We start from the raw sequence: 15,002 nt of genomic DNA, 5'->3' as shown, positions 1-15,002 counted from the left end.
GGTTCTCTATTCGTGTTAGGCGGTTAGTAAGTGGTCGTATCACTCATGGCATTGCGGCAGGTACACACGCTGTGATCAGGGGGCTAATAGCAGGTTGACTTATATTTTGGTGTTTCGTTGTTGTTCTCGGTCTTAGTGGTTTACGTCCTTTCATAACGTCTCCGTGACATGTCAGCGAACAGAGCCGGGTCTTCCGCGTAATTCGTAATTTTTGGGGCATATCCCGGCCTGTCCCTTGGATGATTCTGTTGAACCAGCGGCATTAATGCCGGAGCAGTTGGCAAATAATAACTTGCCGGATGTTATATGCAGTTTTTCGATCAGCACTGCTGACGAGTGTGAGCAAGCCTGCACTGTGATAGTTCGCGACGATGAACAATTATCTACTGTGCTACCGTGAACTCTGTGACTCGAACTCGCTTAACAATCGGGATCCTGTGTATTTTCCTTGTTCTAACCCCCGCGGCAACCGTTTCGCTTGGTCCAGCCGCAGTGCCGTTTTTTCAAGTTTATGCAGTAATTGCTAGTCACATTCCAAGTGTCCCAGTTACCATAACGTGGGATCATGCTACTGATGCCATTGTTTGGCAGACTCGGTTGCCGCGTATCGTTTTAGGGTTAGCAGTAGGTGCCACTCTTGGTGTTTCGGGTGTTGCTTTCCAAGCCTTGATCCGTAATTCGTTGGCTGAACCCTATGTGCTAGGTGTGAGCTCAGGCGCTGGCGCAGGCGCAGCATTAGCACTCATTTCTTTTGGCGTAAGCAGTGCTTTCGGGGTAGGAGCGTTTGCTTTTGTTGGTGCTGCCCTGGCCACCACTGCAGTCGTTATTATCGCTGGCGGGGGAGCCCATCCCCTTAAGCTTATTTTGTCTGGTTTGGCTGTAGGGTTTGGTGCTCAATCGTTGACAAATCTAGTGATCTTTTCTTCGGGCTCACCTGAAACGAATCAGGCTGTCATGTTTTGGATGCTGGGCTCTTTGAGCAGAGCACGCTGGTCTACAATCGGCATCGTATGCGTGGCTGCCGTCATAGTTATGCTTGTGTTAAGCCTTTATGGGCCTATTCTTGACGCCCTTGCTAGCGGTGACTCCACTGCGCGATCGGTAGGTGTACATCCAGTGCGTACCCGTGCGTTTTTACTGCTTGGCGTTAGTGCTGCTGTCGCTATTACGGTGAGCGCTGCGGGAGGAATCGGCTTCGTAGGTCTTATCATTCCGCATGTGATGCGACAGTTGGTCGGGTATTCCCACCGTGTGCTTGTGGTTGCATCAGGGCTTGCATCGGCTGTTTTTCTCGTGTGGGCAGATGCCTTTGCACGGATTGTTTTTAGTCCTCAAGAGCTACCTATCGGCGTGATCACGGGGCTTATTGGCGCTCCGTGTCTGGCCTTGATAGTGAGAAATCAAAAGAATCAAATGTAAAAAGAAAAAGGAGTAATAATATGACGTTGTCATGGAAGCCGCTGGCAGCAGTAACGTGTGTTGCTGTTTTATCGTGTGGTTTGACTGCGTGTGGTGAAAGTGCTGTTGATAAGGCTAACAAGTCTGAGCACAACATGGGGGAATCTAAGCAGAATCAGCAGATCAGCATTAAAAGTTGCGGTGAAACTCTGACCTTTGACAAAGCCCCAGAAAACGTACTCATGCTCAGCGAGATGAACGTTTCGATTCTGCATGAGTTAGGCGTTCTGGACCGAGTAAAGCACCGTGCTGGAGAGAAGCGTGTGAATAAGCTGGATGCAGATTTGGAAGCCGCCATCGCCAATATTCCTTCTGTTAAGGCAGGCGATACAGGTACTGGTGGCGCAAAGATGTCCACTGAGTCCATTGTTGATCTACATCCTGATTTGGTTATCGGCTATGACACCGGTGCGGATCGCCAGGCGCTCAAAGATGCAGGTATCCCTCTGTACTCTCCAGACGCTTTGTGTCCAGATATTGAGTTAACTCCTGCAAGCTGGGACAAGGTGACTGATGAGGTCGATAAGATGGGATCACTTTTCCAGGTGGAGGGCAAAGCCAAAGAACTAAAGGAAAAGATCGCCAAGAAGACACCGCAGGTTTCTGCTTCCACAGCTAATGGTGTGGTGCTATATATCACTCCTGGCTCAGATGTGTTCTATACCTATGGCAATACCTCTATGGTTCAACCAATTCTTGAGGCCAATGGTTTGAAGAACCCCTATTCTGATAACAAAGAACGGGTTTTCGATGTCTCCATGGAGGATTTGCTTGACAAGAATCCTGAGTGGATTGTGCTGTTAAGTGAGACTGGTGATGACAAAGCTGCTATGGAGACTTTCCTCGGTTTTAATGGGGCTCGTAGCTTGAAAGCTGTGCAGGAGCATAAGGTGGTTCATATGCCTTTCATTCTCACTGATCCACCGAGCACGCTCTCGGTTGAAGGAGCTGTATATCTGCAAAATCAGATGAAAAACGCGGGAATGTAACGTGCAGTGATAAGTGCGAGTGATGTTGTAGTAGATCGTTGTGGTCGTTTGGTTGTCCATGGTGTGACTTTGCGTGTGGGCGCTGGCGAGATTGTCGGCATCGTTGGCCCAAATGGTTGTGGAAAATCCACTTTGTTGCAAGCGATTCATGGAGCCCTGGAACTAGCTGGGGGCAAAGTTATCGTCGATGGCAATGACATACATCAGCTGCGGGTTAAGGATATTGCTAAGCAGATAGCTGTGGTTGCGCAGGAGCGCGATCAAGCATTCCCTCTAACGGTACGCGACGCTGTTGGGTTAGGTGCTCTTGCGTATCGACGACTACTCGATTTTAATACAGATGCAAACGAAGCAATTGTGAGTAAAGCTCTTGAGCAGGCCTCGTTGACATCACTACAACATCGTCTTATCACGGAACTTTCAGGTGGTGAGCGTCAACGTGCACTTATAGCTCGCGCCATAGTTCAGCAAGCGGATCATTTATTACTAGACGAGCCCACTAATCACTTGGACTTAGCGCATCAGTTTGAGTTGATGGAATTAGTGCGGGATTTACGTTGTGCAACGATTGTCGTGCTTCACGACTTGAATCTTGCAGCACGTTACTGTGATCGTGTGGTGGTGCTGGGTTCCGATGGGCATGTGGTGGCTGCCGGAGAGCCTGCCGATGCATTTACGTCAGAAATGATTACGGATGTATTTGGGGTGGCTGTGGAGCGCGTGGTTGTAGGAGGACGGATGCATCTAGTTTTCGATTCTTTGACTATCTTATAAAAAAGCTTGTTTACCTCGCGTTTTGCGTATTTTAGGAATTCAAGTATAGTTCTTCTCAGTCCGCACGACAGCTTGGCTGTCTTGTAACAGGCTTGCTCCCATCGTCTAGGGGCCTAGGACACCGCCCTTTCACGGCGGCGACACGGGTTCGAATCCCGTTGGGAGTACCACCACTTTTCGTGGTCATATAAATATGGCCCTGTGGCGCAGTTGGTTAGCGCGCCGCCCTGTCACGGCGGAGGTCGCGGGTTCAAGTCCCGTCAGGGTCGCATTTATTTTAAAATACCGAGGCATGGAAATGCCTCGGTATTTTTTATTTCTGGGGGCTGTCATCTTGGTGATGTCGGAAGCACGAATGTCTTCTCATCGGGTCCCTGTGTTGGGCAGTGTTGGATGTCGCGCGTATGATGGTCGATTAATTCCATGTCCACTAGATGGGATTTATTATTTCATTTACGGCTTACTCGAGGTGGTTTTATGCCTTACTCTTTGCAATTACCGGGATACAGCATTGGCGATAGTGCTTATGAAGAGATTGACGCAATTGTGTCGACCTATGGCTCTTCGGTGGTCGTGATTGGTGGCAAGACTGCTCTAGAAAAGTCGCGCCCGCGTCTCGAGGCTGCATTGGCTCATAGCGGAATTGAAGTCGTGGACTGGATTGTTTATGGACATAACTGCACCTACGAGCGTGTCGACGCCCTGTGCGATATTCCTACAGTGCAGCAAGCCGACATGATCTTTGGCGTCGGCGGCGGTCGTGCCGTCGATACGGTAAAGGTGGTTGCGAACCGTCTGGGCAAGCCATTATTTGCATTCCCTACGTTGGGTTCGAACTGTGCCGCGGCAACGAATTTGTCTGTGGTGTACAAGGATGATGATTCCCTTGCTGGCTATGACTTCCAGCGCGGGCCGTGCCACCACGTGTTTATTGATACGACGGTGATCGCACAGTCCCCAGCAGAACTGTTGTGGGCTGGAATTGCAGATGGCATGTCTAAGGAGTGCGAGGTAAAGCTGCAGTCGCGGGGCCGCAATTTGTCGCATGCGCCTTTGATGGGGCGCAATGTGTGTTCGGCGGTGACGCCTGCACTGATGGATTTTGGTTTGCAGGCGTTGGAGGATTGCCGTGCGGGTAGGTCGTCGCAGGCAATCGAGGAAGTCGCGTTAGCGATCATTATGACCTGTGGTTACGTGTCTAACATGACGGTGGATCCAGGGCAGGCGTATTATTACAATTCTTCGCTTGCGCATGCGTTTTATAACTCGTCGACGGCATTTCCTGAGTGCGTCGGCAAGCATCTGCACGGTGAAATTGTTTCTTATGGCGTGCTAGCGTTGTTGCAATATGACGGCGACTTGGAGACTAAGCGTCGTTATGTTGAGTTTTATAAGCAGATGGGATTCCCGCTGACTCTGGCGGATCTGGACTTACAAGAATCGGATATTCCGGAGCTGGTGTCCCATGCGCCAGCGACCACGGAGTGGAAGACGGGGGATTTTGATCTTGAGCGTTTTGCGCAAGCGATTATCGACGCTCAGGTATTTGCTTAATGGTTTTTATCCTAAGAAATCCGTGTTGACCTTTGGATTTGTGGGTGTGAACATTATCTGTGTAAAGTAATGGCTCGTGCAAGGGAAGGAAGTGATTCTCTCCTAGGTACAGCCTTTAAGGCCCTGTGGCGCAGTTGGTTAGCGCGCCGCCCTGTCACGGCGGAGGTCGCGGGTTCAAGTCCCGTCAGGGTCGCAAGACTGTTCTTGCAGTCTTTGGCCAGATAGCTCAGTCGGTAGAGCACACGCCTGAAAAGTGTGGGGTCGCCAGTTCGATCCTGGCTCTGGCCACAAATTAAGGTCCCAGTCATTTTGGCTGGGACCTTGTTTGTTTTCTTCTGGTAGAAATAGTGGGAATTGCTACTGAAACTAGAGGAGGAAGATATGTCTGATATTCAGGTTCGGCACGAGAAAGCTGACAAGCAATTTGTAATCGCCGTCGATGGTGAGGATGCGGGCTTTGCTGGATACACGGAGCGTGATGATCGCCGGAATTTTAGCCATACGGTCATCGATCCACGTTTTCGCGGCCAGGGGCTTTCTCAGCTGCTAATTCAGCAGGCTCTGGAAGCAACCCATGCGGATGGTCTCGGTGCAATCGCAACGTGCTCTGCTGTGGTGGGGTTTGTGCAAAAGAATCCTGAGTTTCGTGACTACCTTGCATAGGGTATAAAAATGCCACCTCGTGGTGTGAGGTGGCAAGGGGGCTTCCCTATGTTTTTGTCAAGTGTTGTGCTGATGTTGACGCGCGTAAGACCCAGGGGGGTCAGGCATTTCTAGGAACCGGCCAGTAACATGCTGGTCGGTTGGCTCAGTTGACGTTATGCCGCGATGTTGCGTGGGGGAATTTCGCGAAAGAACTGCTTATTTTTCAACATCGCATATATTACGTTGCACCGGCATCTAGCTAGACATATGACGGCTTCGTTGTGACGTTTACCTTCGGCGCGTTTGCATTCGTAGTACTGCCTTGAAGGTTCGTGGGCGCATATGGCGGCGAAAGCGGAGTAGAACAGTGCGTTTTCAAACGTTTGTTTCCTGATCTGGCGGGGAATTCGCCTCGGATCGATGAACCCAGATCGTCTTGTGACGGGGGGCAATTCCCGCGTAAGCGGCCAGGTGACCGGCGCTATCGAAGTCGGAGCCATCACTGATTGCTAGGAGGATCTGCGCTGCGGTCTTGATGCTGACCCCGGACATACTCATCGAGACCTCACAAAGAGGGAATTCATCGAGCATCCCTTCAACCTGCTCAGCAATTGTTTTTACGCTGTTCTTTCAGTGACTTGATGTTTGCAGCCAGTTGAGGAATTACTAACTCGGCAGCTGAAGTGCCCTGGGTTTTGTTCCTAGGCATTTGCCTTGATTTCTAATATTTCTCGACCGGTGTGATGCTCCCAAAACTCGGCTTCGACCTCAGCCAAGATGCGATAGCCCAAACTCTGGTGAAGCCGTAACTCATTCCACCACGTAACCCACTCGAACGTCACGATTTCCACGTCGACCACATCATTCCAAGTGCGGGTATGAATCAGCTCATTCTTGTGAGGGGCCGTTGACATTCTCAGCCAAAACATTGTCATAGCAATCACCCACCATCCCAGTAGACGCTGCGATACCGTGCTCAGCCAAGCGCTCATTGTAGACAATGCTCACATATTGTCAGCCGTGATCTGAATGGTGAATCAAACCCGTTATTTCCTTAACACACAATCACCTGATTGAGTGCCTGCAACGGCAACGCCTCGGTGCGCATCGAATCAGACAACACCTACCCGATGATCCTCCGAGAGAATACATCGGTCACGAATGCGGTGTACACGAAGCCTTTCCTGGTGCGCACATAAGTAATGTCCGCCACCCACAGTCGATGAGGGCTAGGAGCCTTAAATTCACGATTGGCCAAGTCAGGGCGAAAGATCTGGGCCCTTGGATTGGCGGTAACCACGCAAGCTAAGAAAACCGCCTTCGCGATGCGTGTTTAACGTCTGGCATATGAACTCGACACGGAAACGATCCCGGTATTTATCGATGAACTGGATCATTTCTTAACGTTTTAGGTCTGGTTCGGATGCGAAAAAAGCTGAGGTGGCTTTCAGTAACTCGTTGGTGTCGCGTAGCTGGTGTTTTTCTCGACGCAACCGTGCGTTTTCTGCCACAAGGTCCTCAGGCAACCGTTTAGTAACGTGTCCCCTCGCGTCGAGCTGGCTTGCGTTTATTGCCTTGCTGTGTGCCACGAAACACCCAGCTTTGGTGCCACGATCTTGCAGGCTGCCTGCGTCGAAATGTTTTCCGCCAGGATGCGGTCTTCTACCAAGCGGACGACTCGGTCTTTGGCTTCCTGGTCAAATTTTCCTTGGCATGTTCGAGGATGTTCCCATCTACGCAAACGGAACAAAACCTAGGGCACTTCAGTGTGGAAATAAGTAAACTCTCTGGTCAAACCCTGCAGATAACTAAATACGGTATCCGTTATCTCTAAATAGCAGTTGTTTCCATTTTGGAAAGTTGTTACAATAGGTGAAACTAAGGAGGTCTTTAATTATGAGCACAGGTCGATTCACAGATAAAGCTAAAAGTGGTCGAACGCCATTCCCTCAGCAAGTATCTAAAAGGGAGGGGTACTGGATCTTACTAGCGTCAGCGCTAACGTTCTTTTTCGTTACTATCCGTTTGATGTCGCTAGCCTCTTCCTCCACATGGCTTTCTATTGGTTATATATTGTCCCCATTCCTTTTTCTTCTTTCTATTTTTTCCATAGCAGTTATGATCGCTAAAGCGAGGAGAGTTCAGCCTTACGGTTGGAGAAAGGGGTATTTCATAGCTACAGTTTTCTCCATTATCACCGTCATAATTGGTGAGTGGTTCTGGACATGGGGTGGCGTGAAAACAGATTTTCTAATGCTTCCTTTTCTAGTAGGAATGCTAGCGGCCGCCCCGTTTGCTGGTCTTGGTTTTTGGAAAATTAAGGCAGGCAGTTAATGAAAATGAATGAAGCTTTCGAAGGGATCGATCCTCTAATTCATTCTCCAAACCGGCTAGGCGTGATGGCATGTCTCGCTTCGGTAGATTCGGCTACATATCAGTCCCTAAAAGAAGAACTAGGGCTTAGCTATTCTTCTTTATCGAAAAGCATTAGCTCTTTAGAAGAATCAGGAATGGTGAATGTTTCGAAAAGATTCATTGGGAAAAAGGCTACAACTGACTTATTTTTGACTAGGCAAGGAAAGAAGGCCTACTTTTCATATCTTGCATGTCTTGATCGCATCGTTATGGGATTTTCCCCTTCGGAAAAGTAATGAATGGTGGAGATGAATACACTATATATTCACATACTCAAAGAAAGATTAGTGCTGCTCATGGAACTGAAAGGCGCAATATTTTTTCCATTGCTATGTTCAAGATCTTTATCCAAGTGATGGATGATCCTTTCTATCCATTCGCGAGACGGAAAAATAGCTGTGTGCAGCATAACGCTCCCCTGTTTTCCCTCACATTCTTTGTTAAGGGGTCCAGCTGAGTGTATTCCAACGATTTTATTTCTAGAGTAAACTGCTCCGCCCGAATCTCCGCTACAGGTTCTCGAATCCGTGACTGAAACCGTTTTGAATGACTGCTTATATTTTTGCCAAAGGACATAGTTATCTTGAACTCCTTCAGTAACAGATACTTGCGCTTCTGACGCGTAAGAGTGCACTGCAGCAAAACCAATTAGGGTTAATACATCGGAAGAATTCGGGTTTTCTTCAGGAAGGGTAAAAAAATCTGAGGAAATAGCCGGATTGTCGGTTTCTAGGATTGCCAAGTCAACCCCTTCTTCGGCAAAGTGCACTTTTTTAATAGTGGCTCTATCTCCGTCGGACTGTATGATTTCCCTTTTCTCTTCAGTGCTCGTTAAGCAATGTTTTGCCGTTATCCATAAACCACTACCTAAATGGTTCGCCGTGCAAGCTAGAACTGTTTGTTGCTCGGTCTTATCATTTGGGATTTTTTTTATCTCGATTCTTGCCACACGGTCATCATGAACGGGCGTAGTACTGGAAGCTTGAGGATAGAGCTCATCCCATGGTTGAGACTCTTCAGCAGCTATCACACCTGTAGCCGAAGAGATGAAAACTGTACCCCCTAAGGTAATGAATATAGACACTCCAAGAGCCATTTTCTTAATGGAAAACATGTTATGAATTACCTGATTTCTATAGTTTGAATGACATCTGATTGCACTTCAAAATGTGACTTTCGCCACAAAGGGGAAGATCTCTCAGAACTCCTGAAAAACAGGGCCGTGACTGATATGATTTCCAATTAGATAACAGGTTTCCAATATGGAAACAAGTTATTCCAAAGGATTTCTTCAATACAAAATTTTGGAAGGTATGACATGACCACGTTACATGGCCACTGTAGTCTGCCGATGACTAAAATTTTTCTAGTTATCGGTGCAGTCCTAACTATTTTAGTTACTATACTTTCCTCGCCGTATACTGCTGAGGCGGGGGAGCGTATACATGTAGATGCCAATGGGACTGCAATGACAAAGATGACCGAACAGGAGTTGAATGGATTCTTAGCAGACCGAGATTTGAGTATATCAACTGATTCTGGTTTTGAGTATGACCCAGGATCAGCAGCTGGTTGGTATGTCGAAGATACTGGGGTGTATATCTCATATAATTTAATTAGGGATGAATCCCTTCAGTTTGGAACTATCGGTATTTTATTCAATAAAGATGGATCTACGACACAGAGCGAGATCACCGCGGTGGGAGATAAAAATGGCGGTGTAGGAAAAATGTGGATAGATCACCAGTTGGTATCAGACAAGAGTTTTAGTGAATCTGACGCGGATGATGCTATGGTTCCCCAGTCTAATGCTTTTCTCGATTCTCTGATTGTATGCAATCTAGAGGAGTTCCTGGCTGGGTTATAAATACTATAACTATTGGATGCAGTGCAGTATGCGTGGTGACCGTTGGAACGGGGTGTGTAGCTTGTATCTCGTCTGTAGCTGCAATCCATAGTGGAAATATTGGCTACTGCTTAATGCAGGTTTAGGTGATCCACGATGCATGTATCTAGAGTACGCCGAACTGTAATTATTTTTCTTAGCTTGGTTCTCGCAATAGTATCGTCATTTGCGATTTCTTCTGCGAATGCTTTCACAGATTCTGACATGGGGGAAGTGCACTCAAAGAATGACCCTACCTATTTCTCTCAGACAGCAGTCCCGCTTCCGGAAAATCTAAAGGAATCTTTTACATCGAGAATGGAAAACGATTATCCAGGTATAACCGGTTTCGCAGCCCGAGAATTCATGCTCTCAGAACCAATCGATGGAACTGGGATAAGAGTCGCTTCCTTCCTAGTAGAGGGAGGAGAATACGGCGAAGGTTCTTATGCAGGAGCGGTTATCACTCCGGAAGGAACGATCTCGAGTACAATGCTTGCACAAGCTACTTGGAATTCCGATAGATCTGATTTGCATATCGATATGTTTTCAGACGGGGAGAAAACTCAAGCTAAAGACTTCAAAGTTGATGATCTGATGGTACCGCAATCTAACAAGTTACTGACTTGCCTGCAAGCAGCTGGTGTAACTACTTATGCTGCCATAAGCATAATTGCAACCTGCGGTGGATTGTGCGCCGTGACTGTTGGCGCCGGTTGCGTTGCTTGTGCTGTTGGTTTTTCTGCAATGGGCGGAACCGCAGTCGGAATGTGCTTCGGGGCTTAACTCGTTCCTTATTCAAACAATCCTTATTGTCAGATAGCTAAAGGGATTTTATCGCTATCTGACAATAAGGATTGTTTGAGTCTGAACTCTCGGTTCCTAAGCGCGTTGATATGAAACTGAAGTGCCCTGGGTTTTGTTCCTAGGCATTTGCCTTGATTTCTAATATTTCTCGACCGGTGTGATGCTCCCAAAACTCGGCTTCGACCTCAGCCAAGATGCGATAGCCCAAACTCTGGTGAAGCCGTAACTCATTCCACCACGTAACCCACTCGAACGTCACGATTTCCACGTCGACCACATCATTCCAAGTGCGGGTATGAATCAGCTCATTCTTGTGAGGGGCCGTTGACATTCTCAGCCAAAACATTGTCATAGCAATCACCCACCATCCCAGTAGACGCTGCGATACCGTGCTCAGCCAAGCGCTCATTGTAGACAATGCTCACATATTGTCAGCCGTGATCTGAATGGTGAATCAAACCCGTTATTTCCTTAACACACAATCACCTGATTGAGTGCCTGCAACGGCAACGCCTCGGTGCGCATCGAATCAGACAACACCTACCCGATGATCCTCCGAGAGAATACATCGGTCACGAATGCGGTGTACACGAAGCCTTTCCTGGTGCGCACATAAGTAATGTCCGCCACCCACAGTCGATGAGGGCTAGGAGCCTTAAATTCACGATTGGCCAAGTCAGGGCGAAAGATCTGGGCCCTTGGATTGGCGGTAACCACGCAAGCTAAGAAAACCGCCTTCGCGATGCGTGTTTAACGTCTGGCATATGAACTCGACACGGAAACGATCCCGGTATTTATCGATGAACTGGATCATTTCTTAACGTTTTAGGTCTGGTTCGGATGCGAAAAAAGCTGAGGTGGCTTTCAGTAACTCGTTGGTGTCGCGTAGCTTTTGATTTTCTCGACGCAACCGTGCGTTTTCTGCCACAAGGTCCTCAGGCAACCGTTTAGTAACGTGTCCCCTCGCGTCGAGCTGGCTTGCGTTTATTGCCTTGCTGTGTGCCACGAAACACCCAGCTTTGGTGCCACGATCTTGCAGGCTGCCTGCGTCGAAATGTTTTCCGCCAGGATGCGGTCTTCTACCAAGCGGACGACTCGGTCTTTGGCTTCCTGGTCAAATTTTCCTTGGCATGTTCGAAGATTTTCCCATCTACGCAAACGGAACAAAACCTAGGGCACTTCAGAGGCCGGATCGGTTCCTGCTCACTCTGATAGCGATTGAGTCTTCGAGGGGCGTAAAGGGTTCGAGTAGTTATGTTCTGGATGGAGAAAGATTTGTTGGTAAAGCATACTAGTTGCTGATGAGTTTTTTGGGGGTGTCAGATGTAGTAATCGGGGTCGACGAGTTTGATTTTTTCGTCGGCGCCACGGGGGCGGTTGGTGGCGGGGATTCCGACAGCAATGTGGTTGGCGGGGACGTCCTTGGTCACTACGGCGTTGGCGCCGATGGCGCTGCCCTTGCCGATGGTAATGGGGCCTAAGACTTTGGCGCCTGCGCCGATAACCACGTCGTCTTCAACAGTAGGGTGGCGTTTTGTTTGGGTAAGCACCTGTCCGCCTAGGGTTACGCCGTGGTAGAGCATAACTCCGTCGCCAATTTCGGCGGTTTCGCCGATGACGATACCCATTCCGTGGTCGATGAAGAATCGACGTCCGATGGTGGCTCCGGGGTGGATTTCTACACCGGTGAGAAATCGCGTGAATTGGGCGAGGATCCTAGCGGGACCTTTGAGGTTTTTCTGCCACAGTACGTGGGCGATGCGGTGGCTCCAGATTGCGTGGAGCCCTGAGTAAACGATGGCGTTTTCTGCGTCGCTGCGAGCCGCTGGGTCGTGTTCGCGGGCGTTCGCTAGGTCTTCGCGGATCGTCTTGACAAGCCTGTACATGGAAACCGACTTTATCAGTTTGGGCTTATCTACGCCCCGACGCATGAAAAAACGCCCTGACCACTTGTTTCTGTGATCAGGGCGTTTGGTGCTTGCGAGCTAATTAATTAGTCGCGAATATCGTCGAACAAGACGGTGGAGACGTAGCGCTCGCCGTAGTCAGGTACGACGGTGACGATGGTCTTGCCTTCGTTTTCTGGAAGCGCTGCAAGCTCAAGTGCTGCCTTGAGGTTAGCGCCGGCGGAGATACCGCCCAGGATGCCTTCTTGTGCAGCGAGCTGGCGTGAAGTGGATATTGCGTCCTCGTTAGTGACGGTGATGACTTCTTCGTAGACCTTCTGGTTAAGAACGCTTGGGATGAAGTTTGCGCCAAGGCCTTGGATCTTGTGCGGGCCTGCCTTGCCGGTGGTGAGTAGGGCGGAGGCTGCTGGCTCGACGGCGTAGACCTTGATGTCTGGGTTGTGCTTCTTTAGGGTTTCACCAGCGCCGGTGACGGTTCCGCCGGTACCCACGCCTGCGACGAAGATGTCGACCTGTCCGTCGGTATCGTTCCAGATTTCTTCGCCGGTAGTACGGCGGTGGATTTCTGGGTTGGCAGCGTTTTTAAACTGGCTGGCAAGGATGGCGTTTTCGCGTTCTGCGACGATTTCGTTTGCCTTGTCTACGGCACCTTGCATGCCGGCGGCGCCGGAGGTGAGGACGATCTCGGCACCGTAGGCACGTAGCATGACGCGGCGCTCGAGGGACATGGTTTCTGGCATGGTGAGCACAACGTTGTAGCCGCGGGCTGCACCAACGAGTGCGAGTGCGATACCGGTGTTGCCAGAGGTTGCTTCTACGATGGTGCCGCCTGGCTTAAGTTCGCCGGAGACTTCTGCTGCGTCGACGATTGCCTTACCAATGCGGTCTTTCACAGAATTTGCAGGGTTAAAAAACTCAACTTTGACCACAACGTTGCCGGGGAGGTCTTTGTCGAGGCGATTAAGCTTAATCAGTGGGGTATTGCCCACGGTGTCGAGGATGCTGTCGTAAATTTTAGCCATGATATGACGTCCTTTATTTCATTGCGTTTATCGTTTGACCTGCATAAAAGGGTGTATCTTTTTTCCCTTTTGTAGGTTCGGCTGTCTACTCTACGCTCAACAAAACTAAAATGCTAGACAGAATTGTCTTAGTATGCGTACCGATCGGTCTATTTAAAATAATTTGGCAAAGTTTGGCCAATATTGAGTGATGCTCATCACTAAAAAACAATAAAATCTAACGATAAACAGATATATGCGGACATTTAAATTGTCCGAATTGTGGTTTGGGGGTGTGGAATTAGGCATGTATTCGAGTTCATTATTTCCACCTGTGGACTAGCTGAAAACCGCCCGAAAATGAGGGTCAACACATCTCATCATTTGGGATGGAAACGAGCTTTTTTATGTATTAATGCACGTTGTGGAAGTTTTTAAGGGTCCATCATGTGAGATTTGGGACTCATGTGGTGGGCGGGTGCAAGGGTGTAATTTGTGGGGGCAAGGGGGAGTTTGTTACCCCTTGTCCGATGTGTAATCGGGCAAAATTATGCAGAATTGCTTCACGAAGGAGCTTTTGAATACCCCCGTGAGCCAGTTATACTTTTGCCAGTTGCATGATCTGCCCCAAGGTTTTGCGCACCAGAATGACGCAAATGGGTGTGACGCAATCAGAGTAGTTTCTGATCAGACAGGAGTCTCATGGTGGAAGCACAACGAGTCAAAGAAGACGAAGACGCGATCCGTCAAGCGCTTGCATCGCTAAAAAATGCCACGGGCATTCCCGTGACGATGTATGCCTCAGTTCAGTCCGACAGTCGTCTACTGATTAATCAGTGGGTAGGGCTGCGCACACCTGCTCTTCAGAACTTGATTATTGATAATGGCGTTGGCGTCGGCGGTCGCGTTTTAAAGACCCGTCGCCCAGTTGGTGTGAGTGATTACACCCGCGCCAACGTGATTTCCCATGATCTCGACACTGTTATTCAAGATGAAGGTCTGCATTCCATTGTCGCTGTTCCTGTGATTGTGCAGCGCGAAGTACGTGGCGTTCTCTACGTCGGCGTTCACTCCCCGGTGCGTTTGGGTGACAAGGTGATCGAAGAGGTCACCATGACCGCACGAGTTTTGGAACAAGAACTTGCCATCAATTCTGCTTCTCGACGCAACGACAACCCTCGCGGTGGCGCAGCAAAGCAAGGCCGCATGATGAATGGAGCTGAGTGGGAGCAGATTCGTTCCACTCACTCCAAGCTGCGCATGCTGGCTAACCGTATCGAGCAAGAAGAGCTGCGCCAAGAACTTGAAGAGTTGTGCGATCAGATGGTGGCACCTGTTCACGTCAAGCAGACCACCAAGCTATCCGCCCGTGAGCTTGATGTGCTTTCGTGTGTTGCGCTGGGGCACACCAACGTTGAAGCGGCAGAAGAAATGGGCATTGGTGCAGAAACCGTGAAGAGCTACCTGCGTTCTGTCATGCGTAAACTTGGTGCACACACCCGTTACGAGGCCGTTAACGCTGCTCGTCGTATCGGCGCACTGCCTTAGTGCAAAAAGAAATAACCTC

At 49.2% G+C, this 15,002-nt stretch carries 19 protein-coding genes, 4 tRNA genes and 1 pseudogene; 14 read left to right on the top strand and 10 right to left on the bottom strand.

Annotation, left to right across the window (positions count from 1 at the left end; translation table 11 throughout):
* Window positions 1–405: 405 nt before the first annotated feature.
* The 9 genes from CIP100161_RS09655 to CIP100161_RS09615 all read left to right on the top strand — a co-directional run bounded on the left by CIP100161_RS09655 (window position 406) and on the right by CIP100161_RS09615 (window position 5,438).
* Window positions 406–1,419, top strand: coding sequence for a FecCD family ABC transporter permease (locus tag CIP100161_RS09655; RefSeq protein WP_155873943.1), 1,014 nt, complete (start codon window positions 406–408; stop codon window positions 1,417–1,419).
* A 20-nt stretch (window positions 1,420–1,439) separates the two neighbouring features.
* On the top strand, window positions 1,440–2,447 hold the full coding sequence (locus CIP100161_RS09650; protein WP_155874576.1) for an ABC transporter substrate-binding protein: 1,008 nt from the start codon (window positions 1,440–1,442) through the stop codon (window positions 2,445–2,447).
* Window positions 2,448–2,453: 6 nt separating this feature from the next.
* Window positions 2,454–3,221, top strand: coding sequence for an ABC transporter ATP-binding protein (locus CIP100161_RS09645; protein ID WP_155873941.1), 768 nt, complete (start codon window positions 2,454–2,456; stop codon window positions 3,219–3,221).
* A gap of 94 nt (window positions 3,222–3,315) precedes the next feature.
* Window positions 3,316–3,391: transfer RNA gene (locus tag CIP100161_RS09640), tRNA-Glu, on the top strand.
* Window positions 3,392–3,416: 25 nt separating this feature from the next.
* A tRNA-Asp gene (locus tag CIP100161_RS09635) sits at window positions 3,417–3,490 on the top strand.
* 208 nt (window positions 3,491–3,698) lie between these two features.
* The gene (locus tag CIP100161_RS09630) at window positions 3,699–4,775 is read left to right on the top strand and encodes an iron-containing alcohol dehydrogenase family protein (RefSeq protein ID WP_155873939.1); all 1,077 of its coding nucleotides are present in this window, start codon (window positions 3,699–3,701) and stop codon (window positions 4,773–4,775) included.
* Between the two features lie 119 nt (window positions 4,776–4,894).
* Window positions 4,895–4,968 (top strand) — tRNA-Asp (locus CIP100161_RS09625).
* 22 nt (window positions 4,969–4,990) lie between these two features.
* Window positions 4,991–5,063, top strand: a tRNA-Phe gene (locus CIP100161_RS09620).
* Between the two features lie 93 nt (window positions 5,064–5,156).
* On the top strand, window positions 5,157–5,438 hold the full coding sequence (locus tag CIP100161_RS09615; protein ID WP_155873937.1) for a GNAT family N-acetyltransferase: 282 nt from the start codon (window positions 5,157–5,159) through the stop codon (window positions 5,436–5,438).
* 155 nt (window positions 5,439–5,593) lie between these two features.
* Here the strand turns inward: CIP100161_RS09615 and CIP100161_RS09610 are convergent.
* The 4 genes and pseudogenes from CIP100161_RS09610 to CIP100161_RS09600 form a co-directional block, all read right to left on the bottom strand.
* Window positions 5,594–6,108 (bottom strand): annotated as a pseudogene (locus CIP100161_RS09610) (transposase); the annotation flags it as partial.
* 13 nt (window positions 6,109–6,121) lie between these two features.
* Window positions 6,122–6,334, bottom strand: a complete 213-nt coding sequence (locus CIP100161_RS09605; protein WP_155873926.1) for an integrase core domain-containing protein — start codon at window positions 6,332–6,334, stop codon at window positions 6,122–6,124.
* Window positions 6,335–6,543: 209 nt separating this feature from the next.
* A complete protein-coding gene (locus tag CIP100161_RS12600; protein ID WP_390884965.1) occupies window positions 6,544–6,615 on the bottom strand; it encodes a hypothetical protein in 72 nt (23 codons plus the stop codon).
* A gap of 205 nt (window positions 6,616–6,820) precedes the next feature.
* The gene (locus CIP100161_RS09600) at window positions 6,821–7,009 is read right to left on the bottom strand and encodes a transposase (RefSeq protein WP_166443125.1); all 189 of its coding nucleotides are present in this window, start codon (window positions 7,007–7,009) and stop codon (window positions 6,821–6,823) included.
* A 307-nt stretch (window positions 7,010–7,316) separates the two neighbouring features.
* Between CIP100161_RS09600 and CIP100161_RS09595 the strand changes: the two genes are divergently transcribed.
* Window positions 7,317–7,754 carry a hypothetical protein gene (locus CIP100161_RS09595; RefSeq protein ID WP_155873935.1) on the top strand — a complete coding sequence of 146 codons (438 nt, stop codon included), beginning with the start codon at window positions 7,317–7,319 and terminating at the stop codon, window positions 7,752–7,754.
* Complete coding sequence (locus tag CIP100161_RS09590) at window positions 7,754–8,071, top strand: transcriptional regulator (RefSeq protein ID WP_155873933.1); 318 nt, start codon at window positions 7,754–7,756, stop codon at window positions 8,069–8,071. The genes CIP100161_RS09595 and CIP100161_RS09590 overlap by 1 nt, the downstream gene beginning before the upstream one ends.
* Before the next feature lie 29 nt (window positions 8,072–8,100).
* Here the strand turns inward: CIP100161_RS09590 and CIP100161_RS09585 are convergent, their stop codons facing one another.
* Complete coding sequence (locus CIP100161_RS09585) at window positions 8,101–8,949, bottom strand: S1 family peptidase (RefSeq protein ID WP_155873931.1); 849 nt, start codon at window positions 8,947–8,949, stop codon at window positions 8,101–8,103.
* Window positions 8,950–9,153: 204 nt separating this feature from the next.
* On the opposite strand from CIP100161_RS09585, the gene CIP100161_RS09580 reads away from it, so the two are divergent.
* Both CIP100161_RS09580 and CIP100161_RS09575 read left to right on the top strand, forming a co-directional pair.
* Window positions 9,154–9,702 carry a hypothetical protein gene (locus CIP100161_RS09580; RefSeq protein WP_155873930.1) on the top strand — a complete coding sequence of 183 codons (549 nt, stop codon included), beginning with the start codon at window positions 9,154–9,156 and terminating at the stop codon, window positions 9,700–9,702.
* 243 nt (window positions 9,703–9,945) lie between these two features.
* Window positions 9,946–10,506 carry a hypothetical protein gene (locus CIP100161_RS09575; protein WP_155873928.1) on the top strand — a complete coding sequence of 187 codons (561 nt, stop codon included), beginning with the start codon at window positions 9,946–9,948 and terminating at the stop codon, window positions 10,504–10,506.
* A 139-nt stretch (window positions 10,507–10,645) separates the two neighbouring features.
* Here CIP100161_RS09575 and CIP100161_RS09570 read toward each other — a convergent pair whose 3' ends face one another.
* From CIP100161_RS09570 to cysK, 5 genes are all read right to left on the bottom strand, one after another.
* Window positions 10,646–10,858: an integrase core domain-containing protein gene (locus CIP100161_RS09570; protein WP_155873926.1), complete on the bottom strand. Its 213-nt coding sequence runs from the start codon at window positions 10,856–10,858 to the stop codon at window positions 10,646–10,648.
* 209 nt (window positions 10,859–11,067) lie between these two features.
* Entirely contained in the window at window positions 11,068–11,139 is a 72-nt protein-coding gene (locus CIP100161_RS12595; RefSeq protein WP_390884965.1) for a hypothetical protein, read from the bottom strand.
* Window positions 11,140–11,344: 205 nt separating this feature from the next.
* Window positions 11,345–11,533 (bottom strand): transposase, encoded by a 189-nt coding sequence (locus CIP100161_RS09565; RefSeq protein WP_166443124.1) that lies wholly within the window; start codon window positions 11,531–11,533, stop codon window positions 11,345–11,347.
* 313 nt (window positions 11,534–11,846) lie between these two features.
* On the bottom strand, window positions 11,847–12,413 hold the full coding sequence (gene epsC / locus CIP100161_RS09560) for a serine O-acetyltransferase EpsC (RefSeq protein ID WP_155873924.1): 567 nt from the start codon (window positions 12,411–12,413) through the stop codon (window positions 11,847–11,849).
* Window positions 12,414–12,520: 107 nt separating this feature from the next.
* The gene (gene cysK / locus CIP100161_RS09555) at window positions 12,521–13,456 is read right to left on the bottom strand and encodes a cysteine synthase A (protein WP_155873922.1); all 936 of its coding nucleotides are present in this window, start codon (window positions 13,454–13,456) and stop codon (window positions 12,521–12,523) included.
* Window positions 13,457–14,137: 681 nt separating this feature from the next.
* Between cysK and ramA the strand changes: the two genes are divergently transcribed.
* Window positions 14,138–14,983, top strand: a complete 846-nt coding sequence (gene ramA, locus CIP100161_RS09550) for an acetate metabolism transcriptional regulator RamA (protein ID WP_155873920.1) — start codon at window positions 14,138–14,140, stop codon at window positions 14,981–14,983.
* Window positions 14,984–15,002: the final 19 nt, after the last annotated feature.

The sequence above is a fragment of the Corynebacterium rouxii genome (genome assembly GCF_902702935.1).
Classification (GTDB): Bacteria; Actinomycetota; Actinomycetes; order Mycobacteriales; family Mycobacteriaceae; genus Corynebacterium; species Corynebacterium rouxii.
Note: the sequence above shows the minus strand (reverse complement) of the source record. Positions and strands in the feature narration are given on the sequence as shown.